The organism is Formosimonas limnophila (assembly GCF_014652675.1).
Taxonomy (GTDB): Bacteria; Pseudomonadota; Gammaproteobacteria; order Burkholderiales; family Burkholderiaceae; genus Hydromonas; species Hydromonas limnophila.
On sequence record NZ_BMZG01000007.1, the window covers coordinates 1 to 23,785 of the forward strand.

Annotated in this window: 23 protein-coding genes and 3 tRNA genes; 20 read left to right on the forward strand and 6 right to left on the reverse strand. The window is 48.5% G+C overall.

The genetic code is table 11. The annotated features are described in order from the left end of the window. Positions 1-30 precede the first annotated feature (30 nt). Complete coding sequence (locus IE082_RS07190; RefSeq protein ID WP_189493245.1) at positions 31-759, reverse strand: SAM-dependent methyltransferase; 729 nt, start codon at positions 757-759, stop codon at positions 31-33. Positions 760-788: 29 nt separating this feature from the next. Beyond that, positions 789-1,379, reverse strand: a complete 591-nt coding sequence (locus IE082_RS07195; protein ID WP_189493246.1) for a Maf family nucleotide pyrophosphatase — start codon at positions 1,377-1,379, stop codon at positions 789-791. 87 nt (positions 1,380-1,466) lie between these two features. Here IE082_RS07195 and IE082_RS07200 point away from each other — a divergent pair, with 87 nt between their 5' ends. From IE082_RS07200 to IE082_RS07265, 14 genes are all read left to right on the forward strand, one after another. Further along, entirely contained in the window at positions 1,467-1,979 is a 513-nt protein-coding gene (locus IE082_RS07200; protein ID WP_189493247.1) for a YceD family protein, read from the forward strand. Between the two features lie 243 nt (positions 1,980-2,222). Beyond that, complete coding sequence (gene rpmF, locus IE082_RS07205) at positions 2,223-2,405, forward strand: 50S ribosomal protein L32 (RefSeq protein ID WP_189493248.1); 183 nt, start codon at positions 2,223-2,225, stop codon at positions 2,403-2,405. An 86-nt stretch (positions 2,406-2,491) separates the two neighbouring features. After that, positions 2,492-3,553, forward strand: a complete 1,062-nt coding sequence (gene plsX, locus IE082_RS07210; RefSeq protein ID WP_189493249.1) for a phosphate acyltransferase PlsX — start codon at positions 2,492-2,494, stop codon at positions 3,551-3,553. 182 nt (positions 3,554-3,735) lie between these two features. Then, a complete protein-coding gene (locus IE082_RS07215; protein WP_189493250.1) occupies positions 3,736-4,716 on the forward strand; it encodes a beta-ketoacyl-ACP synthase III in 981 nt (326 codons plus the stop codon). 116 nt (positions 4,717-4,832) lie between these two features. Further along, positions 4,833-5,768, forward strand: coding sequence for an ACP S-malonyltransferase (fabD, locus tag IE082_RS07220; protein WP_308429018.1), 936 nt, complete (start codon positions 4,833-4,835; stop codon positions 5,766-5,768). Between the two features lie 60 nt (positions 5,769-5,828). Beyond that, positions 5,829-6,572, forward strand: a complete 744-nt coding sequence (gene fabG, locus IE082_RS07225; RefSeq protein ID WP_189493252.1) for a 3-oxoacyl-ACP reductase FabG — start codon at positions 5,829-5,831, stop codon at positions 6,570-6,572. Between the two features lie 85 nt (positions 6,573-6,657). Next, on the forward strand, positions 6,658-7,938 hold the full coding sequence (locus IE082_RS07230; protein WP_189493253.1) for a hypothetical protein: 1,281 nt from the start codon (positions 6,658-6,660) through the stop codon (positions 7,936-7,938). Positions 7,939-8,021: 83 nt separating this feature from the next. Beyond that, a complete protein-coding gene (locus IE082_RS07235; protein ID WP_189493254.1) occupies positions 8,022-9,344 on the forward strand; it encodes a replication-associated recombination protein A in 1,323 nt (440 codons plus the stop codon). Positions 9,345-9,403: 59 nt separating this feature from the next. Beyond that, a complete protein-coding gene (gene serS / locus IE082_RS07240) occupies positions 9,404-10,696 on the forward strand; it encodes a serine--tRNA ligase (protein ID WP_189493255.1) in 1,293 nt (430 codons plus the stop codon). Positions 10,697-11,367: 671 nt separating this feature from the next. Further along, positions 11,368-12,579 carry a glycine C-acetyltransferase gene (locus IE082_RS07245; protein ID WP_189493256.1) on the forward strand — a complete coding sequence of 404 codons (1,212 nt, stop codon included), beginning with the start codon at positions 11,368-11,370 and terminating at the stop codon, positions 12,577-12,579. A gap of 90 nt (positions 12,580-12,669) precedes the next feature. Beyond that, positions 12,670-13,698 carry an L-threonine 3-dehydrogenase gene (gene tdh, locus IE082_RS07250; RefSeq protein WP_189493257.1) on the forward strand — a complete coding sequence of 343 codons (1,029 nt, stop codon included), beginning with the start codon at positions 12,670-12,672 and terminating at the stop codon, positions 13,696-13,698. A gap of 115 nt (positions 13,699-13,813) precedes the next feature. Then, a tRNA-Ala gene (locus IE082_RS07255) sits at positions 13,814-13,889 on the forward strand. Positions 13,890-13,905: 16 nt separating this feature from the next. Then, a tRNA-Glu gene (locus IE082_RS07260) sits at positions 13,906-13,981 on the forward strand. A gap of 72 nt (positions 13,982-14,053) precedes the next feature. Then, positions 14,054-14,129 (forward strand) — tRNA-Glu (locus IE082_RS07265). Positions 14,130-14,173: 44 nt separating this feature from the next. Here the strand turns inward: IE082_RS07265 and nudB are convergent. Continuing rightward, positions 14,174-14,665 (reverse strand): dihydroneopterin triphosphate diphosphatase, encoded by a 492-nt coding sequence (gene nudB / locus IE082_RS07270; protein ID WP_189493422.1) that lies wholly within the window; start codon positions 14,663-14,665, stop codon positions 14,174-14,176. 43 nt (positions 14,666-14,708) lie between these two features. Between nudB and IE082_RS07275 the strand changes: the two genes are divergently transcribed. From IE082_RS07275 to IE082_RS07300, 6 genes are all read left to right on the forward strand, one after another. Then, positions 14,709-15,128, forward strand: a complete 420-nt coding sequence (locus IE082_RS07275) for a YfaP family protein (protein WP_189493258.1) — start codon at positions 14,709-14,711, stop codon at positions 15,126-15,128. A gap of 97 nt (positions 15,129-15,225) precedes the next feature. Then, complete coding sequence (gene ilvD / locus IE082_RS07280; protein WP_189493259.1) at positions 15,226-17,088, forward strand: dihydroxy-acid dehydratase; 1,863 nt, start codon at positions 15,226-15,228, stop codon at positions 17,086-17,088. 163 nt (positions 17,089-17,251) lie between these two features. Then, positions 17,252-17,932, forward strand: a complete 681-nt coding sequence (locus tag IE082_RS07285) for a HipA family kinase (protein WP_189493260.1) — start codon at positions 17,252-17,254, stop codon at positions 17,930-17,932. Further along, the gene (locus IE082_RS07290; protein ID WP_189493261.1) at positions 17,901-18,713 is read left to right on the forward strand and encodes a DUF3037 domain-containing protein; all 813 of its coding nucleotides are present in this window, start codon (positions 17,901-17,903) and stop codon (positions 18,711-18,713) included. The genes IE082_RS07285 and IE082_RS07290 overlap by 32 nt, the downstream gene beginning before the upstream one ends. A 102-nt stretch (positions 18,714-18,815) precedes the next feature. Further along, positions 18,816-19,874: a hypothetical protein gene (locus IE082_RS07295; RefSeq protein ID WP_189493262.1), complete on the forward strand. Its 1,059-nt coding sequence runs from the start codon at positions 18,816-18,818 to the stop codon at positions 19,872-19,874. 247 nt (positions 19,875-20,121) lie between these two features. Beyond that, the gene (locus IE082_RS07300) at positions 20,122-20,682 is read left to right on the forward strand and encodes a phosphohydrolase (RefSeq protein ID WP_189493263.1); all 561 of its coding nucleotides are present in this window, start codon (positions 20,122-20,124) and stop codon (positions 20,680-20,682) included. A 144-nt stretch (positions 20,683-20,826) separates the two neighbouring features. On the opposite strand, the gene aspS is transcribed toward IE082_RS07300, so the two are convergent. The 3 genes from aspS to IE082_RS07315 form a co-directional block, all read right to left on the reverse strand. Continuing rightward, on the reverse strand, positions 20,827-22,635 hold the full coding sequence (gene aspS, locus IE082_RS07305; RefSeq protein ID WP_189493264.1) for an aspartate--tRNA ligase: 1,809 nt from the start codon (positions 22,633-22,635) through the stop codon (positions 20,827-20,829). 67 nt (positions 22,636-22,702) lie between these two features. Continuing rightward, positions 22,703-23,416, reverse strand: a complete 714-nt coding sequence (locus tag IE082_RS07310; protein WP_229809762.1) for a DUF502 domain-containing protein — start codon at positions 23,414-23,416, stop codon at positions 22,703-22,705. Positions 23,417-23,437: 21 nt separating this feature from the next. Further along, positions 23,438-23,755: an FmdB family zinc ribbon protein gene (locus IE082_RS07315; RefSeq protein WP_189493265.1), complete on the reverse strand. Its 318-nt coding sequence runs from the start codon at positions 23,753-23,755 to the stop codon at positions 23,438-23,440. Positions 23,756-23,785: the final 30 nt, after the last annotated feature.

Sequence of the window (23,785 nt, forward strand, 5' to 3'; positions counted from 1 at the left end):
CGCTCAAAACAACACGGCGATAAAACCAAATCAAGCCAAAAACAGAAACAATGAAGGATGCTTGTGCAACTCTGGCGCTTGCTTTTGGTTGAACAAATTCTGCCAGTGTTTGATGGGCAAGGTTGTGATGGCTTCGGTCGGGAGTGTAATGTCTGTGGCGATGCAAAGTTGTGTTTGTGGCGCGAGTGATTTACACAGTCCTTCAAACAATGCGGTGTTGCGGTAGGGTGTTTCAATGAACATCTGTGTTTGTTGGTGTTGGCGAGATTCCTGCTCTAGTTTTTTGAGTGTGCTGATTCGTGCGTTCGTGTCAATGGGCAGGTAGCCGTGGAAGGTGAATTTTTGCCCGTTCAAGCCGCTGGCCATCAGTGCTAATAAGATAGACGAAGGTCCAACGAGCGGGCGTACTGGGATATGGTGCTTGTGCGCAGCCAAAACAGCGCGTGAGCCTGGGTCTGCCACAGCAGGGCAGCCAGCATCAGAAATAAGCCCCACATCGTGACCATTGAGTAGTGGTGCGAGCAGTTGATCAATGTCTTTGTCGGGTGTGTTGATGTTGAGTTCGGCCATGCTAATTTGTTGCAGTGGTGTTCGAATGCCGATGGCCTTGAGAAATTGCCTGGCTGGTTTGGCATTCTCCACGATAAAGTGCTGCAGGCGAGTAGCCTGCTGTATGACCTCGGTGGGTAAAACTGCGGGTAGTGTGGTGTCGTCGCCCAGTGTGTTGGGAATGAGGTATAAGGTGCCTGTTTTTTTCATATTGATTGATTTTCTAAAAGTTATTTTTTTTAGGCTTGATAAAAGGTCACGCCTGCTTGGCGTAACATGTTGGTTAATGTAATCAGAGGCAAACCGATGAGGGCTGTTGGATCGTCTGACTCCACTTTTTCAAGGATGGTTATGCCCAAAGCCTCAACTTTGGCACTGCCTGCGCAATCGTAGGGTTGCTCGATGCGCAAATACGCCGCGAGCTCATCGTCCGATAGGTTTCTCACTGTGGCGCGCGTCACGATATTTTGGGCTTGGTGTTGCTGTGTGCGTGCGTCAAGAAGACAAAGCGCGCTGTGAAACAAAACGGTTTTGCCGCGCATCATTTGTAGTTGTTTGAGTGCGTTGTCAAAGTTGCCTGCTTTGCCAAGCTGAACGTTGTCCACGGTAGCGACTTGGTCCGCGCCGATGATGAGGGCGTCGGTATGGGTTTTGGCTATGTGGGCTGCTTTCTCGATGGACAGACGCAATGCGGTTTCTTGAGGTAACTCGTCGGTGCGGGGCGTTTCATCAATGCTCGGCGTCGCAACCAAAAATGGCAGACGTAGACGTTCGAGTAATTCGCGTCGGTAGGGTGATGAGGAGCCCAGAATGAGTGTTGGATTGTTCATTGCGTTGTGCAGGTGTTTAAAAGCCTGTATTATCGCAAAGTTTAGTGGCTTACGTGGCGTGTTGTACGCTGCATGAAAGAGGACGAAATGAGTAATCAGTCAATCATACAAGATGTGTTTTCTTTGGCGCGTAATGAAACGCAATTAACCGGGCAAGTTTCTGTGGCATCACTAACGCGATTGCACCGTGATTTATCTGATCAAACGGGGGTATTGACGTATCGCGTGGTTGGCCGTGTGGGTGATAAGACCAATTTATTTATCGATATCACCATAGATGGTTCGATGAATATGGTGTGCCAACGTTGTTTAGAGCCTGTGAGTCAATTGGTTGCGGTGGACAACACATTGCAACTGGTTGAGTCAGAAGATGAGCTGGATAATGAAGAAGAGGAGTTGGCCGCTATTTTGGCGGGTGATAATTCACCAGAGAAGATTGTTGGAGCCAAAGAGTTCAATATTTTTGATTTGCTTGAGGATGAAGTGATTTTGAGTTTGCCGATGTCAGTCACGCATGATATTTGTGACAAGCAGCTGCCTATGTCTGTGGGCGAAAAAGCATCACCATTTGACGCGTTGCTTAAACTCAAGCCCAAATAATCACACGCAACGTCAGATTTTTGTCACAGTTAGCAGATAATTCGTTCGTGGAGAGGATTTGATTGCGGTTTTTGCTTGGCAAGATGCCTTAACTTCGCTATAATCTCGAATTCTCTTGCGAAGGTATCATGGCTGATGGCCTGTGCAGTATCTACAGATTATCAATATCGTGGATTTATACGCGCAAGAACCTTTTTTAATCTCATCGCAAGATACCGAATTCACTGATTTAGGAGCTTTAACATGGCTGTTCAACAAAATAAAAAATCCCCTTCAAAACGCGGTATGCACCGCTCACATGACTTTTTGACAGGCCCTTCGATCGCTGTTGAGCCAGTCACAGGTGAAGTTCATTTGCGCCACCACGTGAGCCCAAATGGTTTTTATCGTGGCAAAAAAGTCATGAAAACCAAAAACGACGAGTAATTCGTTCGGTGACTCATATCTAAAGCAAAGCTGGTATTTATGCCAGCTTTTGCTTTTTTCGCGCCATTCCTCTTTTGATAGACGATATGAATACTTCTTCTTTAAAAAGCCCGATTACTTTGGCGGTTGATGTCATGGGCGGTGACACGGGTTTGTCTGTGACGTTGCCTGCATGCGTACAGTTTTTGGCGGCCAATCCCAAGGCACAATTGATATTGGTGGGGGATGAGGCATTGATACGTGCCAGCAGTCCACATCATGGTTTGGATTTGTCGACGACACGTGTGACTGTGCAGCATGCGTCTGAGTTGGTAACGATGGATGATGCGCTCGAGGTGGCATTGCGTCGCAAGAAAGACTCATCCATGCGTGTCTCGATTAATTGTGTCAAAGACAATCGGGCCCAAGCGGCGGTTTCTGCTGGTAATACGGGTGCTTTAATGGCGATAGCTCGGTTCGTTTTGAAAACTTTAGATGGAATTGATCGCCCTGCGATTGCGTCTATTTTACCCAATCAATTGGGCACAGGTACTCTGGTGCTTGATTTGGGTGCGAACGTTGACTGCACTGCGGAGCATTTGCAGCAGTTTGCTTTGATGGGATCGGCTTTAGCGCAAGCGACTTTTGATTATGGTTCTGACGTTTTGCCAAGCGTTGGGTTGTTGAATATCGGTCATGAAGATATTAAGGGCAATGAAGCGGTCAAAGCTGCTGCTGCATTGCTGAAAAATACCCCGATTAATTACATCGGTAATGTGGAAGGCAATCAAATATTCACAGGCGATGTGCATGTGGTGGTTTGTGACGGGTTCGTTGGTAATGTTTTGTTAAAGACTGCCGAAGGTCTTTCGTCTATGGTGCGCACGAAGCTCATGCACCACTTCAAGAAAAACTGGCTTCGCCGCATCGGTGCTATTTTCGCTTTGCCTTCTATCAACGCTTTTCGACATGAGGTTGATGGTCGTCGTCACAATGGTGCAGCTTTGTTGGGATTGCGTGGTGTGGTGGTTAAAAGTCATGGCGGGGCAGATGCATTCGCTTTTTCATCTGCCTTACAGCGTGCACACGATGCGGTGGCGCACGGGATGCTGGAGTTGGTCACCAAAGGTTTGAGTGATTTGTCGTCTCATGGAGCCACGGCTGAGTGATGCGTTAGATAATGTGGTTGTGGATGAAGCGAAAAACATGTGTTTTTCGCTTTTTTATTACCTTATAAATGACGCTCAAATCGCACGATCGTGCGGCGCAAAGGGTTTTGCCACGGTTCACAGTGCTGAAATTTTGGCGTACAATGCTTAGCTCGGCTTGAACAAAAGGACACGAATCTCTCATGACGCAGCGTTATTCAAAAATCATTGGCACTGGTCGTTTTTTGCCCAACTCTCCCGTCTCAAATGACGAACTCGCCGCACGATTGGCGAAAAGCAATATCGAAACCTCCGATGCATGGATACGTGAGCGCACAGGCATTGCGCAGCGTTATATTGCCAACTCTGACCAAACCACCAGCGAGTTAGGTGCACATGCGGCACGTGCGGCACTTGAGATGGCTGGTGTTGAGGCCACTGAAATTGATTTAATCATTGTGGCCACTTCTACGCCTGATATGACGTTTCCGAGTACGGCGTGTTTGCTGCAAGCAAAAATTGGTGCGACTGGTTGTGCGGCTTTTGATGTGCAGGCGGTGTGTAGTGGCTTTGTTTACGCGTTGGCGACGGCGGATGCTTTGATTAAAGCTGGTCAGGCGCGCACGGCACTGGTGGTTGGTGCCGAGGTGTTTTCACGTTTGCTGGACTGGACAGACCGAACCACTTGCGTTTTGTTTGGTGACGGCGCGGGTGCGGTGGTGTTACAAGCATCAGATGAACCCGGTATCTTGGCCAATCGCTTGCATGCACGCGGTGATTTGTCCAATATTCTCTGTGCGACAGGCACGGTCTCGCATGGTGTGGTGCAGGGGCATCCGTTTTTATACATGGATGGTCAAGCGGTATTTAAGCAGGCGGTCACTGTTTTGGGTGAGGTGGCGAATGAGGTTTTAGACGGGGCTCACATGACTGCAGATCAAATTGATTGGCTGATTCCTCACCAAGCGAACATCCGAATTTTGCAAGCCACTGCCAAACGTCTGGGTGTTTCGATGGACAAAGTGATTACCACGGTTGATTTACATGGCAATACGTCTGCGGCATCGGTGCCGATGGCGCTGGATGTGGCGGTGCGCGATGGCCGTATCCAAAAAGGACACCACGTCCTGATGCAAGGTGTCGGTGGTGGCTTCACGTGGGGCGCGAATTTGTTTAAGTTTTAAAACCACCAAGTCTAAATAAAGCGAACAACTGCTCAGTTTGGTTTTATTTTAAGGTTTCTAGAAATGATTGCGGTAAAAGTAGCTTTTTACTTTTACCGTGTTTTTATATAAGGACGATCATGTACGCATTCGTATTTCCTGGGCAAGGCTCGCAAAGCATTGGCATGTTGGGTGATTTGGCCGATTTGCCCGTTGTGCAAAATACCATCAAAGAAGCCTCTGATGCGCTCAATCTCGATTTACTCAAAATGATGAAAGAAGGGCCGATTGAAGATCTAAACCTCACGGTGAACACGCAACCCGTTATGCTCACCGCCAGTGTTGCGGCCTATCGTGCTTGGTTGGATATTGGTGGTGCTGCGCCTGCCATGGTGGCGGGTCACAGCCTTGGTGAATACTCTGCGCTCACCGCTGCGGGTGTGTTTGATTTAGCCGATGCCGTCAAACTCGTTCGCGTGCGTGCGCAAGCGATGCAAAATGCCGTGCCTGTCGGTGTCGGCGGTATGGCGGCGATTCTCGGCATTGACGATGACGTGGTCAAAACTGTGTGCGACAACGCAGCACAGGCGACGGGTGAAGTGGTGCAGGCTGTTAATTTCAACTCCCCAGGTCAGGTTGTCATCGCAGGCCACAAAGGCGCGGTCGAAAAAGCCTGTGAATTAGCAAAAGAAGCTGGTGCGAAACGCGCACTGGTTCTACCAGTCTCCGCACCATTTCACTCAACGTTGCTCGAACCTGCGGCGGAAGTGCTCGCTCAAGCATTGGTCAATGTTGAGATGAAAGCGCCGCAAATTCCTCTGGTCAACAACGTTGATGTCAAAGTCGAAACTCAGTTAGCCAACATCCGCGACGCCCTCGTGCGCCAAGCATGGCATCCTGTGCGCTGGGTAGAATGCGTGCGCTTCATGGCTGACCAAGGCGTGACAGACCTCGTTGAATGTGGTCCCGGTAAAGTATTGGCTGGATTGGCCAAACGCATTGATGCGCGTGTCGCGGGTCATGCACTGGTTGACCAAGCCAGTTTGGCGGCGGTGAAAGAATTGCTTAAATAAACTCGATTCACAAAGACATGCATCATTGATGATTGAAAAAACAAGAGAAAAAGGACACTCATGAACTCATTAGACAATCAAATCGCTCTCGTCACGGGCGCATCTCGTGGCATTGGCCGCGCCATTGCCCAAACCCTCGCTCAACGCGGTGCCATCGTGATTGGTACCGCCACCAGCGAAGCGGGTGCAGCTGAGATTGCCAAGGATTTACAACAGTACAACCCCAAAAATACCGGTTTGGTGCTCAACGTCGCAGATGCTGAGCAAACCGATGCAGTGCTTGTGCAGGTTGAAAAAGACATCGGCGCATTGACCATCCTCGTCAACAACGCAGGCATCACCCGTGACAACCTCGCCGTGCGTATGAAAGACGAAGATTTTGATGCAGTTATCGCAACCAATCTACGCGGTGTGTTTCGCCTCTCACGCGGTGTCATGCGCGGCATGATGAAAGCACGTTCAGGTCGCATCATCAACGTCACTTCTGTGATTGCCCAAATGGGCAACGCAGGCCAAGCCAACTACGCCGCAGCCAAAGCAGGCGTCGAAGGCATGGCGCGCGCACTCGCCAAAGAACTCGGCTCGCGCAACATCACCGTCAACTGCGTCGCCCCAGGCTTCATCGAAACCGACATGACCGCCGCACTCGGCGAGGATGCTATCAACGCACTGTCAAGCCAGATCCCGCTCGCGCGCTTGGGGCAACCACAAGATATTGCCAATGCGGTGGCTTTCCTCGCTTCGCCCGAGGCTGCTTACATCACGGGGCATGTGTTGGCTGTTAATGGTGGGATGTATGTATAAAGCCGATAAACGTCACTAAATAACCAATTTAATGTGTCTAGGCAGATTCAGAGTAAAGCATTTTTTAATTAAAGATAGAAAAGTTATGAAAATTATCATTTTGAAGGCTCTCTTTTTTTGTTTCATATCTTCAATAACATGTAATAGTTACGCAAGAGAGCATGAAACAGCTCCTCTGAAGTTAGAGGAATTGCAGGATGTGATTGATAACGAATATCAGACTTTTGTTAATAAATGGATGATGGTTTCTCTGGGGGAGCGTATGGGTAACGCAAAGTATTACGATGTTAGTCATATTGGAGCTTCATTTAAATTTGCTGAGGATTTAATTAACATAAAAGAGGTAGAAGATACTTTTCGCGCATATTGTAGTTACCATAAAGGTTTTATTTTGGAAGATAAAATACCGATGAATATTCTTTTAACTGAGCGTAGTGGTTATTTCAAGCCATTTGAATCATCGTCACAGATGACATGTGAAACAGCAACACCCAACAAAGTAATTGGAAGAATGGCTTATGGTAAAAAGATTGGAAAATATACAATAAGACATTTTTCTGGAAAAAATTCTATGGCGCTTTATGGTATTTTGACCGAAAAAATAAACAGAGAAGCCATCCCATGGAAGGTTGGTCAGTATGTTACTAATGGATTGTTTGAAGGTGTTATTCTTAAGATATATAGCGATACAAAACAAGTGGCCATACAACCTAATGATAAAAGAGTTGCTCCTATGATCAATGATTTGTCAGATATTTTTCCCGTTGAGTCACTGAAGACGGGGCAAGAAATTAAAACGCTCTCCGAGTTAAAAAGCAATCTCTCTGATGACTTTAATTCATTTGGTAAGCTTTGGTTCCCTAGGGCTAAGTGGGGATCGGGCATGCAATCTGGAGCGACAATTGAGCGCGATTCAGGTGTAAAGCGGAGAGTTTTTAAGGGATACTATCCATTTTCCTTTATATATGGAACATTTGAGGCGTACTGTACTCATAATCAAGGGAAATTAATTCTACTGTTAGGGGAGTTTGATTATAAGCTTTACTGTGTGGATACTGAGAAAAAAGATGCCATAGCTAAGGTAGATGTGGGTAGATATTTCCCTCCTGTTGATAACATGTTTCTTTCATTTTCATCCACTAAAAATGATTACAGGGAGTTTGAAGCTATCACCAAAGCTCGAGAAGATAAAAAAAATGGAGTTTCAAAAGGAGAAGTCATTAGAGTTGCAAAACATAGCTTGTCCCCAGCTAATCTTGGCCAAAAAGTGGTTGATTCGGATGCATATGGTTATTACGTCCAAACTCAGTTAAATGCTTTTAGGTGGTTCGCTGGCGACATGGTCGTCAAAAATATCGATTATTGATTAAAGTTATGCCTTAAGACAAGCCTGATTTGAGCAGAGCGCAGCCGCTCTAACCCAATCCACGATAGACGAAAAAGAGATTCATGAGCGATTTATTTGATCAGGGTATGGATGGTGGCGTTGACATCAACGCACCGCTGCCCGAACGTTTGCGTCCCCAGGATATTGGGCAAGTCGTGGGGCAAAGGCATTTGCTCGGAGATGGTCAGCCTCTGGCCGTTGCATTTGCGACGCGGCGGCTGCATTCGATGATTTTTTGGGGGCCGCCTGGTGTGGGCAAAACCACGTTGGCGCGTCTCGTCGCTGATGCGTTTGATGCGCATTTTATTGCCCTGTCGGCTGTACTTTCTGGTGTGAAAGAGATTCGCGAGGCGGTGGAGTTGGCGCAGGTGCTGCAAGCGCAGGGGCGCAAGACAGTGCTGTTTGTCGATGAGGTGCATCGGTTTAATAAGTCGCAGCAGGATGCGTTTTTACCGCACGTTGAATCAGGCTTGTTGACGTTCATTGGCGCGACGACGGAAAATCCCTCATTTGAAGTGAACAATGCGCTGCTCTCACGCGCGGCGGTGTATGTGTTACAGCCCTTATCGGTTGAGGAGTTGGATGAATTGGTGGCACGTGCTGAGCAGCATTTGCACATCACGGTCGAGGCTGTGGCGCGTGAGCGGCTGATCGCGGCAGCCGATGGCGACGCGCGGCGACTGCTCAATCAAATTGAAGTGGCGGCGCAGTTGATTCAGGATGGTGAGGTTTTGACCGAGGCGCACGTTAAAACCAGCTTGGGCGCGACTTTGCGACGGTTTGACAATGGCGGCGATGCGTTTTATGACCAAATCTCTGCTTTGCATAAATCGGTGCGAGGCAGCAATCCCGATGCGGCGTTGTATTGGTTTTGCCGTATGCTCGATGGCGGTACAGACCCGCGCTACTTGGCGAGACGAATTGTGCGCATGGCGTGGGAAGACATCGGCTTGGCTGATCCGCGCGCGATGCAAATCACCAACGAAGCTGTGTTGACTTACGAGAGGCTTGGCTCGCCAGAGGGTGAGCTGGCCTTAGCCCAAGCGGTGATTTATCTGGCGATTGCAGCAAAATCGAACGCGGGTTATAACGCCTACAACGCGGCGCGTGCGTTCATCAAACAAGATGGCTCGCGCCCCGTACCTGAGCATTTGCGCAACGCGCCGACGCGCCTCATGAAAGATTTGGGCTATGGCAAAGATTACCGTTATGCCCACGACGAGGAGGGTGCATATGCGGCAGGCGAGAATTATTTTCCTGACAATATGCCAAAACCGTTGTGGTATCAGCCCACAGAGCGCGGCTTAGAAGGTAAAATAGCTGAAAAATTGCGTGCATTGCGAGCTTTGGATGAGGAGGCCGAACGAAGCCTGAAAAATAAATAACCATGCAAATCTTGTATGCTATCTTTAGCGTATTACCTTAACTTTTAGAATGTCCATCCATGTTAGATATCCAATTACTCCGAAAAGACCTTCAAGCCACTGCCGCACGTTTGAAAGCGCGTGGTTTTGAGCTTAATACCACAGTATTCAACGATTTAGAAACCCAGCGCAAAGCGATTCAGGTTCGTACCGAAGAATTGCAGTCGCAGCGCAACAGGCTCTCGAAAGAAATCGGTAATCGCAAAGCCAAAAAAGAATCAATAGATGACATTATGGCCGATGTTGCAGGTATTGGAGAGGAACTCAAAGCTTCATCTGCTCGTTTGGATGAGATTCAATTGACGTTGAGTGATATTTTGATGCGAACTCCAAACTTACCTCACGCATCGGTTCCCGTAGGTCATGACGAGAGTGGTAATGTTGAGGTGTCACGATGGGGTACGCCCAAGACTTATGATTTTGACATACAAGATCATGTGTCGCTTGGAGAGGCATTAGGTGGCTTGGATCTTAATGCGGCTTCGAAAGTGGTTGGTTCTCGATTTATTTTTTTGCGTGGTTCGGTGGCTAAGCTGCATCGTGCATTGGCGCAAATGATGTTGGATACTCAAACGGAGCAGCACGGCTATGTTGAGTGCTATACGCCTTACATTGTTAATTCTGAAAGCCTTTTGGGTACAGGACAGTTGCCTAAATTCAAGGATGACATGTTTTGGGTAGGCAAAGGCGGTGGCGAAGATCAACGAGAGCTTTATTTGATTTCTACTTCCGAAATTCCGTTGACTAATACCGTTCGTGACACGATTGTGTCTGCAGGCGATTTGCCCATCAAATTGACAGCCCATACGCCATGCTTTAGGTCTGAGGCAGGCAGTGCCGGTCGAGATACTCGTGGTTTGATTCGTCAGCATCAGTTTGATAAGGTTGAGATGGTGCAAATCGTGCATCCTGAAAAATCTTATGAAACGCTTGAAGAAATGCGTGGTCATGCTGAAAAAATTCTGCAGCTACTTGAGCTGCCTTATCGTGTCGTAGCGCTGTGTACTGGTGATATGGGCTTTAGTTCAGCTAAAACTTATGACTTAGAAGTTTGGATACCTTCGCAAAACGCTTATCGTGAAATCTCCAGTGTGTCTAATTGCGAGTCATTTCAAGCGCGTCGGATGCAGGCGCGTTTTCGCAACGCCGATGACAAGATTGAATTGGTACATACCCTAAATGGCTCTGGTTTGGCTGTAGGGCGTGCTTTGGCGGCGCTTGTAGAAAATCACCAGCAAGCCGATGGTTCTGTGCATATTCCCGCAGCATTGCAGCCATATATGGGTGGGAAAAAGGTGCTGAATTTTGCATGAGTGTCTACTATGATTTTTGACGCAGTGCAGTTTTTTAATCTAGCAAAAGATAGGGGAAATTTAACCCCTATTTTTTTAACTACGAAGCTGTGATTCGTTTTCTGTCTGCTAAGTCAGAAATGATGTCATGCCAAAAGTAGTTTTTCTCCCTGAGTGTTAAGTTCTCTGTATGTTCAGAGGGGCATTATCAGATTTATATTGCAAGTTTCACCAACAAGCCTTATCGTGAGGATTCATTCAGCATAACCTGCTGAATGTTTATCTTTCGCTGACAGTCGGTGACTGACGTCCTCCCAAAAAAGTGCATCACTAATAATTAAAAAAAAGCGGTTAAACTGAGCCAAACGAAGAGGAGAAGCTCATGAAGACCAGCAAGTTTACGGAGGAACAAATCGCCTTTGCGCTGCATCAAGATATGGGTCATTCTGTGGAAGGAGTATGCCGCCAAATTGGCGTGTACTTCTAGAAGTCGCTGTTGCGCTCAGAAACGCTGTTGGTTTAGATTGCGTTATCAAGATGTCAGAAAGTTATTGCGGTATCTAATATTGATGTGCGTTCGGTTGTGTTTACCCTATCATCGGCGGCATTGATGGTGGCCACGTGAATGTCTCAGTTTGCTTGCACACATCGATTTTTTACTATCACAACCCATTTTGAATTAGGAGTGTTTCATGAACAATCGGTACCTCGCTCATTTGCTGAAAACATTGCATCAAATTAGTGCGGATGGTTTTGAAAAGCCTGAGCACATTATCCGTACATCACAAAGTGCTGAAGTTGTATTGGCGGATGGCAATGAAGTACTGAATTTTTGCGCAAACAACTACCTTGGTTTGGCCAATGACCCGCGCGTTATTGCAGCGGCGAAGCAAGGGATGGATGAGTATGGTTATGGTTGTGCATCAGTGCGCTTTATCTGTGGCACACAGTCGGTACACAAGCAGCTTGAAGCGGCAATTTCAAAGTTACTGGGTACGGAGGACGCGATTTTGTACTCTAGCTGTTTTGATGCCAATGGCGGTGTGTTCGAGACGTTGTTCAGTGAGCAAGATGCAGTGATTTCGGATGAGCTCAATCATGCGTCGATTATTGACGGTGTACGGCTGTGTAAGGCGGCACGCTATCGTTATAAAAACAACGACGTCGCCGATTTAGAGCTTCAGTTGCAAGCCGCACAGGCAGCGGGTGCGCGGTTTATATTGGTAGTGACCGATGGTGTGTTTTCGATGGATGGCACGATTGCGAATTTGAAAGGCATTAGCGAATTAACTGAGCGCTATGGTGCATTACTCATGGTGGATGACTCGCACGCGGTTGGTTTCATTGGCGCGACGGGGGCTGGGACGCCTGAGTATTGCGGTGTGTCGGATAAAGTGGATATTTATACAGGGACATTAGGCAAAGCCTTGGGCGGTGCTTCGGGTGGCTATGTGGCGGCGAATGCTGCTGTGGTTAAGCTGCTGCGTCAACGTTCGCGTCCTTATCTTTTCTCGAATTCACTCATGCCTGCAATTGCGGCGGCTAGTTTGGCTGTGTTGGATATTATTGGCTCAGATGAGGGGGCGGCGCTGCGTGCCAAATTGACACGCAATGCCAATCAGTTCCGTTCGGCAATGACAGAGGCAGGCTTTGAATTGCTACCAGGCGAGCATCCGATTATCCCTGTGATGTTGGGGGATGCGAAGTTGGCTGGCTTGATGGCCGCGCAGCTGATGCAATTGGGCATTTATGTCGTGGGCTTTTCGTTCCCCGTCGTCCCCAAAGGACGTGCGCGCATCAGAACTCAAATGTCGGCGGCCCACACTTCGGCGCAAATAGACGAAGTAGTGGCGGCGTTTATCGCTGAGGGATATAAGCTTGGTGTCATATCATCTGGCCAATAGTTTTAGTCGTTTTAATGTGTTTTGATTCTCAATATTTAAAGCACACTGTTATTTACCATTTATCGTTGCCCCGTACAACAGGAGTCCACCATGAAAGCGCTCGCCAAACTGACCAGAGACAAAGGATTAACCCTCACGGATTTGCCCATGCCAGAAGTCGGTCACAATGACCTGCTGATTAAAATCACCAAAACCGCCATTTGTGGCACAGACATGCACATTTGGAACTGGGATGAATGGGCGCAAAAAACCATTCCTGTACCGATGCAAGTCGGACACGAGTACATTGGCGTCGTTGCGGGTATGGGGCAAGAGGTTTCAGGGTTTACGATTGGCCAAAGAGTTTCAGGTGAGGGACACATCACCTGTGGTTATTGCCGTAATTGTCGCGCTGGGCGACGTCATTTGTGTCGCAATACCGTTGGTGTGGGTGTCAATCGTGCAGGAGCGTTTGCAGAGTATTTGGTGATTCCCGCATTTAATGCGTTCCCGATTCCTGATAATATTTCTGATGACTTGGCGGCGATTTTTGATCCATTTGGTAATGCGGTGCATACGGCCTTGTCTTTCAACCTCACGGGAGAAGATGTGCTCATCACAGGCGCTGGGCCGATTGGTATCATGGCTGTTGCGATTGCCAAGCATGTCGCTGCCCGTCACGTGGTGATCACTGATGTGAATGACTACCGTTTGGATTTGGCAAGGCAAATGGGCGCGACTCGTGCGGTGAATGTCTTGCGAGAAGATTTGCCCACCGTCATGAAAGAGCTAGACATGCACGAGGGCTTTGATGTCGGTTTAGAGATGTCGGGCAATCCTTCTGCCTTTCGCCAGATGCTGACGCAGATGAATCATGGTGGCAAAATTGCCTTACTTGGCATTCCGCCCGAAGAAACGGCGATAGATTGGAATCAAGTGATTTTTAAAGGGCTTGAATTAAAAGGTGTGTATGGCCGAGAAATGTTTGAAACGTGGTACAAAATGGTGGCATTGATTCAATCGGGACTTGATATAAGCCCACTCATCACGCATCATTTTAAGGTTGATGATTTTGAGCAGGGGTTTGCTGCGATGAACTCGGGGAGTAGTGGCAAAGTAATTTTGGATTGGACTGCGTAAGTTGGGTTGTCAATGGATAATTGATAAAAATGACTTGCGAAAAAGCCAGAAGTCCTGCATAATCTCGTTTCTTCGCATTTGTGTGCACGAAAAGCTTGTTTTTTTTGTGCGTATCGGGGGTATAGCTCAGCTGGGAGAGCGCTTGCATGGCATGCAAGAGGTCAGCAGTTCGATCCTGCTTATCTCCACCAAACGTGATAGTTTTAGGCTCCCATCGTCTAGAGGCCTAGGACACCACCCTTTCACGGTGGTTACAGGGGTTCGAATCCCCTTGGGAGTGCCAAGTATTTTGACGAAAGAGCATTAAATCGCTTTTTCGCTGCTGTAAAAATTGCTAATATGCAAAAAGTTCTAAGCTCCCATCGTCTAGAGGCCTAGGACACCACCCTTTCACGGTGGTTACAGGGGTTCGAATCCCCTTGGGAGTGCCAATACAAAAAGCCACCGCGATTGCGGTGGCTTTTTTGTTGCTTGTCTAGGACTCTTTATCCTTAGTAGTCATCGTTAGTCGCTCAGGCAGGGTTCGTATCGCGTCTGCATTGTTCCAAGAAAAGCATAAATCAGCGGCCTGTCTGTAAGGCAACCATTGATGGTGTGTGTGTTCGAGTGGTGCGAGGGTAATTTGTACCGATGTGTTTGGTACAAGCAGGCCAAACCAATGTTCGGTATTCTGTGTCACGCCGCTGGCATATCGGTGTCGCCACTGCGGGAAAATTTCGTATTCGGATGTGTGTTGCCAGTCTTGTAACTCATGTTCGCTGGCGATTAAGCCCGTTTCTTCAAACAACTCTCTGACCGCTGCATCTCGTGGTGACTCGTTTGGTGTATCTAAGCTGCCTGTGATGCATTGCCAGAAGTCTTTCTCAAAGTCGCCTGTATGGGCTTTTTGGGTGCGCTTCATCATTAAGACTTGTAAATCAGGCGTGTAAACAATAACGAGTACAGAGATGGGAATTTTGGGCGTCATAGGATTAAAGATAGAGTGGAAATGTGCCTCAAAATAAGGCGTCATGAATAAGAGCTGCTATTTTAATGAGTTTATGATGGGGCAAGGTTTTGATTCATCGATTATCTCGTGTTGTTTATTTTGCTATCCAAAGTTTTTTTGTACAGTCATCGACCTGCACGTCATCACGCGCAACGGCGAGCACGCATGGTACGGCCAACGCGTCATCCCCAGCGGCGGAGCGATTGACCAAGACGCGGCCAACGACGGCAGCGCCCCACAGATTTTCGCCACGCACAGCGGCATGCGCGGCACGTATCAGGTGTACATCAATTATTATTACAACAGCGGAAAGAAAGACCATATCACGGGTCGCCTGACCGTCATCACGGACGAAAACACCCCGCGTGAAAAGCAGCAGAGCTACACCGTCCAGCTGCTCAAACAAGGAGAATTGGTGCTGGCCAAGTCATTTTTGTACTAAGCAGATATTTGCAGCCACGACAGATGCCCAAGCCCCGAAAGTTCGGGGCTTTGTGCTATCCTTATGCTTTTACAGCTCATTTTAAAAGGTGATTCACATGCCCGCATACCGTTCAAAAACATCCACCGCAGGTCGCAATATGGCTGGTGCTCGTGCCTTATGGCGCGCCACGGGCATGAAAGATGATGATTTCAGCAAGCCGATTATTGCCATCGCCAACTCATTCACCCAGTTCGTCCCTGGTCACGTCCACCTCAAAGACATGGGTCAACTGGTCGCGCGTGAGATTGAGCGTGCAGGCGGCGTGGCGAAAGAATTCAACACCATCGCGGTGGATGATGGCATCGCCATGGGGCACGACGGTATGCTCTACTCATTGCCCAGCCGCGACTTAATCGCCGATTCGGTCGAGTACATGGTCAACGCGCATTGCGCCGACGCGCTCGTGTGCATCAGCAACTGTGACAAAATTACCCCCGGTATGCTTAACGCAGCATTGCGTCTGAACATCCCTGTGATTTTCGTCTCAGGTGGCCCGATGGAAGCGGGCAAGGTTCGTCTGGCGGTGCCAAACACACAAACCATTCAGATTAAAAAATTAGATTTGGTTGACGCGATGGTCATGGCTGCCGACAGCAAAGTCGATGACGAAACCGTCGCCCAAGTCGAGCGCAGCGCCTGCCCAACTTGCGGCTCATGCTCAGGCATGTTCACAGCGAACTCCATGAACTGCTTGACCGAAGCACTTGGCTTGTCATTGCCAGGTAATGGCTCAACACTGGCCACCCACGCCGATCGTGAGCAATTATTCCTCACCGCTGGCCGCACCATCGTTGAATTGTGCAAAAAATACTATGAACAAGATGACGAGTCAGTGCTGCCACGCAATATCGCCAACTTTAAAGCGTTTGAAAACGCCATGGCACTCGACATCGCCATGGGCGGCTCGACCAACACGATTCTGCACTTACTCGCCGCTGCGCAAGAAGCAGGCGTGCCGTTTGACTTATCCAACATCGACCAGCTCTCACGCAAAGTACCGCAACTGTGCAAAGTCGCGCCGAACACCCAAAAATACCACATGGAGGACGTGCACCGCGCAGGTGGCGTATTCGGCATTTTGGGCGAACTCTCCCGCGCAGGCTTGCTGCACAAAGACGTGCGCACCGTCCACTCAGACACCATGGCCGACGCATTGGCGAAATGGGATATCACATTGACCAAAGACGAAGCCGTCCACACTTTCTTCCGCGCAGGTCCTGCGGGCATCCCCACGCAAACCGCGTTCTCTCAATCCACCCGCTGGGACAGCGTGGACGACGACCGCAAAGAGGGCTGCATCCGCTCACTCGAAAACGCTTACTCCACCGAGGGCGGCCTCGCGGTACTGTTCGGCAACATCGCCGAAAACGGCTGCGTCGTCAAAACCTCAGGCGTGGACGAATCCATCCACGTGTTCAGCGGTAAAGCGCATGTCACCGAATCGCAAGAGCAAGCCGTTGACGACATCCTCAACGACCGCGTCCAAGCAGGCGACGTCGTCATCGTCCGCTACGAAGGCCCACGCGGCGGCCCCGGTATGCAAGAAATGCTCTACCCAACCAGCTACATTAAATCAAAAGGCTTGGGCAAAGCCTGCGCCCTCCTCACTGACGGACGATTCTCGGGCGGCACCTCAGGCCTCTCCATCGGCCACGCCTCACCCGAAGCTGCAGCAGGCGGCACGATTGGCCTCGTTGAAAACGGCGACATCATCGAAATCAACATCCCAGCGCGCACCATTCACCTCAAAGTGAGTGATGAAGAATTAACCAAACGCCGCGCCGCGCAAGACGCCAAAGGCTGGAAACCCGCTAATTCACGCCCACGTAAGGTATCGGCTGCGTTGAAAGCCTATGCAATGCTCGCGACGAGTGCGGATAAGGGGGCGGTGCGGGATTTGAGTAAGTTGGGAAATTGATTTATCATTCAAAACATAGGGGGCATTGAGAGAATTTAATATATGCACCCTACGTGCTGATAAAGTGCGTAGTTTGATTTGGGCAATACACTTATTGATAATATTAAAACATGGTGATACTTTGATAAAAATTAAATCAATTCACTCCCAAGCAATACAGGGTATGACTGCACCATTTTACTGCACCGCGAGCGACGGTCAAAAATACTTCGTCAAAGGTTTGCAAGCCAATCGACAAAGTCAAGTAAACGAGTGGTTATGTGCACATTTGGCACAATCTTTTGGTTTGCCGATTCCCACTTTTTGTTTGTTGTACGTTGATGAGACCCTACATGTTGAATTACCACCCCATCACCAAACTATCGGCGTCGGCTATTCTTTCGGGTCGCAAGAGCGCAGAGGCATAGAATGGTTAGAGTCTCATCAAATAGCACGATTACCTAATAATCTTAAACGTGATATCTTGGTGTTTGATAAATGGATAAATAACACAGATAGAACAATTGGCAATCACAATCTCATTTTTAATAGCTCTGATTTTGAATTATTTGTGATTGACCACAATTTAGCATTTGACCCTGAATATAGTGTTAATACATTCTTGGAGATGCATTTATTTGGAGACCAATGGCAATACTTTTGTAATGATTGGGTCGAGCGAGACAGTTACACGCATCGAATGAAGCAAGCCTTAAAAACTTTTGACAGCGCTTGGAACTCGTTGCCTCATGAATGGCAATGGGCAAATGATGAGCAGGATCTACCTGCTCAAAGATTGAGCCGTCAGCATATAGATGCTATACTGAACCATTATGAAAAATCAGAATTTTGGCAATCCATATAATCAAGAAGCGCCCGTATTGTATTCACTGGTGCGTTTTCGTCCTTTTGCAGAAACTGAAGAGTTTGCAAACGTAGGGGTTCTTGCGTGCTGCCCAAGTTTGAATTTTATTGATTTCAAAATAGTGTCTCCCGCAGCAAACCGAGTTCCATTGTTTTTTGACCGATTTGATAAAGCGCGTTATCGTACAATCATTAGCGAGTTTAAAGAAACACTTAAAGATTTAGTCTTCAAAGGATTGAATTTAGACGGTGCTGGTAAACGCTTATTATTCCAAGCCTTTGTGCATCCACGTGAAGCCAGCATCACAATGAGCGCTTACCGTGTTGTCATGTCAGATGATCCGAGTAATGAATTGAGCCGTCTTTTTGAACACTATGTGAGACAAAATTTTGATGCTCGCCTCAGCGCTGAGAAGCGAGTTGAAAACGATGTAAAAGCCATCATTAAAACGACAGGCCGAAGTTTTACGACACGTACTATTAGTGAACACGGTTTGAGCGTCGCTTTTCCTTTTGTGAATGTTCGAGATGATGAACCTTATAAAATCATCAAACCCATGTACTTAGGTCAGGAAAAGATCAGTGAAGTGTACAGCCATGGTGATGTTTGGGTGGGGAAAATAAAGCGCATCCGTCATCGATTACCGAAACAAACATTGTTTGCAATCGATGGCAATACACATAAAGACGCCATCAATGAAATTAGCATGGAATTACAAAGTCAAGATGTTATAGTTCAGCCATATAGTGTCGATAATATTAGGTTGTTTGCTATTCAATAGCACGTGAATTTCATCAAAGGAGGCGTTGACTTAATGACGGCGCTAGTAGGGGCGGCTATGAGCTGCCCCTACTACTTTGGCTAAAGTTTTCATAAAAAAATCATGGCTGCAATTTATTTCCAAGACTCCCGCAACGATCTTGACCAATGGCAGGGTCTATTAATGAGCGTTCAGACCACGCGCAAACCCGCCTTGATTTTGCAAAGCGGGCGCGGCTGTCGCACGAAGCTCAGTGTGGGTGCTCAAACGCTGTTTTGGGCAGAGATTGAGGATGGTTATTACGGGGTGTATTTGTGGCGTAGTTTGCCTCGCAGTACGGATGTGGCATTGCTGCCGCACATCCACTCAGCGCAGGTTCAGGCACAAAAGCATTTGTCACCTTTAGAGCGCCGACAGTATTGGGCGAAATGGTTTGCGCGCGGGTTGATGGATTCGCCGCATACGCCATTGGCGCAAGGTTTGTGGGCTTTGGAGTACAGCGACCGTGATGATGAGCGGACTTATACGCCGCACCGTGGTTTACAGCGGCATTGGCGCAATTTATACGACGATAAGCGACAAGCCGCTGAGTTTTTCGGCGCGCCGTTGTGTTACATCGATTGGGCGATGTGCGGCAATGGCAGCATCATCCCTTTATTTGCCGCGCCTTTTGATTGGTTGGTGGATGCGGCTGAATCGGGGCGGGTGAAGTACTGGTGTAAAGTGGCGCGCGAGATGCAGGCGACTGACCAAGGCGGCACTTTGCCACCGCTGTTGCTGTGGTTTATGTCGGGATTGGATGCGTTTGTCTTGCTCGATGGGCATGATCGTTTGTATGCGTCGTTGCTGACGGGGATTGAGCCTGAGTATTTGATCCTCGATTCTTATACCGAGCGTGCGCAGGTGTTGGATGAAACCAGACAAAATGCCATCCACAAACAGTTAAACATACTGGAGCAAAAAATCGCCGAGGGTACAGCGATTAACCCAGAGGTGATTCTCAGTGTGCAAAAGTATTTGGTACACAGCTACGATGACCGCCCCGTGCGGATTGAGCGCACACGCGCGAGTTTGAGCTTAGACCCTGAACAATGGCAAAAAGAAGTGGATGCTTACGAAAAACAGCTCAAAAGTCAGCAGCCTCACAAAGAACTGGAATGGTTTTATGTGGATGATGTGTGAGAGCTTATTGCAACTGCGACTCTTCTTGTACGCTTTAAAATAGGGCAAAACCACTGCACGCAGAGAAATGAAAGATACGTTTTTCGGGTTAAATCCGCGGTGTAGTTGACGGCGTAGTGCAGTTAAAAGATAAAGTCTTTTCAAGTTGTGCGCAAAATGCCGTTAGAACGTTCAATATGCAATGGTTTTGGGCGCAGTCATTATCTATAATGGGCGATATTCATTGTTTTTGGAGAGTACCGTCACCATGTCAGATATCATTATTCAACAAAACCGCACCCGTATTGATGAGCTTTTGGCACCTTATGCTGCTCAAATTGGTGGGGATTTACCCGGTTACCGCAATCACGTGTATCGTGCGGTGACTTATGCCATGCATTTTTTGGGTAATTCGCCAGAGCATGAGCAGCTGGTTGAGACAGCTTTTGTCTATCATGATATTGCTTTGTGGACGAATCATGCCTTGGCGTACTTAGAGCCATCCGAGGCAGTTGCTTTGGCGGACAATGCCAAGTATGGCTGGGGTCTGAACCCTGAGGCGCTGCAAGGTGCGATTCACTGGCATCACAAAATCACAGCGTATCGTGGGCCGCATGAGGCGGTGATTGAAGCGTGCCGCAAAGCGGACTGGATTGATGCCAATAAAGGGATGGTTCGTAAAGGCATGAGCCGCGCGAATATCAAAGCGGTTGAGGCGGCATTCCCTAATCTCGGCTTTCATGATGCGCTCATCCGTTTGGCCAAGGATAACGGGGGTTCTACCGTGGGTGGTTTAATTAAGGTGGTGCGCGGCATCATTAAGTGGTGATTCTGTGGTCTACCGCAGAGTGAAACCTGACTTTGCGATTGTTGACGAGATTTGATCAGTATAAACACGTAGGTTGAGTGAGAATTCTGTGTGAGTCTAAATCGCCGAACGATCAAAAAAGCAGCCTTTCGGCTGCTTTCTCTTTTATGCTTCGTCGCGTTTGACTTCGGCGAGTTGTGCAGGGTTGTTGCGCAGGCGGATGTGCAGTTCGCGCAGTTGCTTCTCGTCCACTGGCGATGGTGCTTGCGTGAGCAGGCATTGCGCGCGTTGCGTTTTTGGGAACGCGATAACGTCGCGGATGGACTCTGCGCCTGCCATCATGGTGACGATGCGGTCGAGGCCAAATGCGATACCACCGTGTGGCGGCGCGCCGTACTGGAGAGCATCGAGGAGGAAGCCGAATTTTTCTTGGGCTTCTTCTGCACCAATGTTGAGTGCGCGGAATACTTTGGATTGAACTTCTTCACGGTGGATACGCACTGAGCCGCCACCGATTTCCCAGCCGTTCAATACCATGTCGTAGGCTTTTGCGGTGCACAGAGCTGGATTGGTGCTCAAATGGTCTTCGTGGCCGTCTTTCGGAGCGGTGAAGGGGTGGTGGCAGGCAACGTAGCGTTTGGCTTCGTCGTCGTATTCGAACATTGGGAAATCAATGACCCAGAGTGGTTGCCAATCTTTGGATGCGTGACCTTTTTCGTGGCCGACTTTGATGCGCAGCGCACCAATGGCGTCATTGACGATTTTGGCACGGTCAGCGCCGAAGAAAATGATGTCACCGTTCTGAGCGCCAGTGCGATTCAACACTTCGGTTAAAGTCGCGTCGTCGATGTTTTTCACAATCGGTGATTGCAGACCGTCACGACCTTTTTCGATTTCGTTGATCTTGATGTAAGCGAGGCCTTTCGCACCGTAGATGCCGACGAATTGGGTGTAGGCGTCGATTTCTGAGCGAGAGAGTTCTGCGCCGTTCGGTACGCGCAGAGCGACGACACGGCCGTCTTCGAGGTTGGCGGCTGAGTTGAATACTTTGAATTCAACGTTTTTCATCACGTCGGTGAGTTCGGTGAATTGCAAGTTGACGCGTAAGTCAGGTTTATCTGAGCCGTACAGCGCCATCGCGTCCGCGTAAGTCATCACTGGGAACGGATTGGCCAATTCAACATCCAAAACCTCTTTGAACACGCCACGGATCATGCCCTCAAATACGCCGCGAATGTCCTCTTCTGACATGAATGAGGTTTCAATATCCACCTGTGTGAATTCGGGTTGACGGTCAGCGCGTAAGTCTTCGTCACGGAAGCATTTAACGATTTGGTAGTAGCGGTCAAAACCAGCAACCATCAACATCTGTTTGAATAACTGTGGCGATTGTGGCAGGGCGAAAAATTGACCATCGTGCACACGTGAAGGCACGAGGTAATCGCGTGCGCCTTCGGGTGTGGATTTTGTAAGCATTGGTGTTTCGATGTCGATGAAGTCGTTCGCGTCGAGGAATTTACGAATTGCCATTGCAGTTTTATATCGCAGTTTCATGTTGTGCTGCATTTGCGGGCGGCGCAAATCGAGAACGCGGTGGGTCAAGCGTGTGGTTTCTGATAAGTTTTCTTCATCGAGTTGGAACGGCGGCGTGATCGAGGCGTTGAGGATTTCGAGTTCTTGCGCGACGATTTCGATTTCGCCTGTTTTGAGCTTTGGGTTGATGAGTTTGTCATCTCGTTTAACCACACGACCAACCACTTTGATACAAAACTCGTTGCGCAGTGTGCCTGCGAGCTTGAACATGGTATCTTGGTCTGGGTTAAATACCGCTTGCACAATGCCTTCTTTGTCACGCACGTCGATAAAAATCACGCCGCCGTGGTCACGACGGGTATTGACCCAGCCGCAGACGGTGACGGTTTGCTCTAATTGTGCTGTGGTCAAAAGACCGCAAAAATGACTGCGCATGCTCATAAGTTTCTCTCTGTTGTTTCGATAAAGTTTGGTTAATGGTTGTCTCACGCTGAGTGAGCGGTGTGTTTTAGTCGTTCAATGCTTCGTTTGGTTTCACTGAATTGATTTTTGGTGGGGCTTTTGCGTTGATATTTGCCTCACCATCATTGGGCGAGACCACACCCATAGAGATGATGTATTTGAGCGCTTCGTCCACGCTCATGTCCAGCTCAACCACGTCGGTCTTTTTCATGATGAGAAAAAAGCCAGAGGTTGGATTCGGCGTGGTCGGTACATAGACACTTAAGCAGTCTTCGGGTAGTTTCGCCGCGACATCGCCGCTCGGCGAGCCAGTCTGGAATGCTACTGTCCAAACACCTGCGCGCGGGTATTGCACCAAAAGGGCTTGGCGAAATGCCTGTCCGTTGCTGGAAAATAGGGTGTCCGACACTTGTTTGACACTGCCGTAAACACTTTTGACAATCGGAATGCGCGAGAGCAGTTGATCAAGTACCTTTAAAAACCACTGGCCGAGGAAGTTAGCCGCCATCATGCCCGTGGTGAACAATAAAAGTATGACCAAAATCACACCCAAGCCAGGAATGTTTTTAATGTTTAAAAACTCATCCTGCATGGCCGCAGGCAACACACTGGCAATCGCATCGACCACACTGGTAAAAATACCTTGCAAAACACCAACACCCCAACCAATGACTGCCACGGTGATGATGATGGGTACCCAAACAAATATCCCTGTCACAAGATAGTTGCGGATTTTGGCACTGGTGAAATGACGACGCATGGCGGACTTTATAAATAAGGATTAATGGCAACCACAGCCAGGGGCGCAGCTGGCACTGCTGGAGGCTGCGCTTGTGGTTGATTCGGTTGCCGATGTGCTAGTGCTCACTGCCGTTTCACCGCCGACACTGGTGCTGCTGGTTTCCGAGCCACCCGAGCCGCCACGAAAGTCGGTGACATACCAACCTGAACCTTTGAGTTGAAAACCCGCTGCGGTGATTTGCTTGGAAAACGTCTCTTGTCCACAGGCAGGGCAGCTCGTCAGCGGTGTATCGCTGATTTTTTGCAAAACGTCTTTGGTGTGTCCACAGTGTGCACAACGATAAGCGTAAATAGGCATGATGTTCTCGTGTCAAAAAGTGTGCCGAAA

Coding starts and splice junctions, on each gene's coding strand:
- serS (WP_189493255.1), top strand. CDS start 9,404: ATGTTAGATATCCAATTACTCCGAAAAGACCTTCAAGCCACTGCCGCA.
- IE082_RS07290 (WP_189493261.1), top strand. CDS start 17,901: ATGAAAAATCAGAATTTTGGCAATCCATATAATCAAGAAGCGCCCGTA.
- fabG (WP_189493252.1), top strand. CDS start 5,829: ATGAACTCATTAGACAATCAAATCGCTCTCGTCACGGGCGCATCTCGT.
- IE082_RS07295 (WP_189493262.1), top strand. CDS start 18,816: ATGGCTGCAATTTATTTCCAAGACTCCCGCAACGATCTTGACCAATGG.
- ilvD (WP_189493259.1), top strand. CDS start 15,226: ATGCCCGCATACCGTTCAAAAACATCCACCGCAGGTCGCAATATGGCT.
- IE082_RS07310 (WP_229809762.1), bottom strand. CDS start 23,416: ATGCGTCGTCATTTCACCAGTGCCAAAATCCGCAACTATCTTGTGACA.
- IE082_RS07300 (WP_189493263.1), top strand. CDS start 20,122: ATGTCAGATATCATTATTCAACAAAACCGCACCCGTATTGATGAGCTT.
- IE082_RS07215 (WP_189493250.1), top strand. CDS start 3,736: ATGACGCAGCGTTATTCAAAAATCATTGGCACTGGTCGTTTTTTGCCC.
- IE082_RS07190 (WP_189493245.1), bottom strand. CDS start 759: ATGAAAAAAACAGGCACCTTATACCTCATTCCCAACACACTGGGCGAC.
- IE082_RS07195 (WP_189493246.1), bottom strand. CDS start 1,379: ATGAACAATCCAACACTCATTCTGGGCTCCTCATCACCCTACCGACGC.
- nudB (WP_189493422.1), bottom strand. CDS start 14,665: ATGACGCCCAAAATTCCCATCTCTGTACTCGTTATTGTTTACACGCCT.
- IE082_RS07285 (WP_189493260.1), top strand. CDS start 17,252: ATGACTGCACCATTTTACTGCACCGCGAGCGACGGTCAAAAATACTTC.
- IE082_RS07200 (WP_189493247.1), top strand. CDS start 1,467: ATGAGTAATCAGTCAATCATACAAGATGTGTTTTCTTTGGCGCGTAAT.
- plsX (WP_189493249.1), top strand. CDS start 2,492: ATGAATACTTCTTCTTTAAAAAGCCCGATTACTTTGGCGGTTGATGTC.
- IE082_RS07245 (WP_189493256.1), top strand. CDS start 11,368: ATGAACAATCGGTACCTCGCTCATTTGCTGAAAACATTGCATCAAATT.
- IE082_RS07235 (WP_189493254.1), top strand. CDS start 8,022: ATGAGCGATTTATTTGATCAGGGTATGGATGGTGGCGTTGACATCAAC.
- tdh (WP_189493257.1), top strand. CDS start 12,670: ATGAAAGCGCTCGCCAAACTGACCAGAGACAAAGGATTAACCCTCACG.
- rpmF (WP_189493248.1), top strand. CDS start 2,223: ATGGCTGTTCAACAAAATAAAAAATCCCCTTCAAAACGCGGTATGCAC.
- IE082_RS07275 (WP_189493258.1), top strand. CDS start 14,709: ATGAATAAGAGCTGCTATTTTAATGAGTTTATGATGGGGCAAGGTTTT.
- aspS (WP_189493264.1), bottom strand. CDS start 22,635: ATGAGCATGCGCAGTCATTTTTGCGGTCTTTTGACCACAGCACAATTA.
- IE082_RS07315 (WP_189493265.1), bottom strand. CDS start 23,755: ATGCCTATTTACGCTTATCGTTGTGCACACTGTGGACACACCAAAGAC.
- IE082_RS07230 (WP_189493253.1), top strand. CDS start 6,658: ATGAAAATTATCATTTTGAAGGCTCTCTTTTTTTGTTTCATATCTTCA.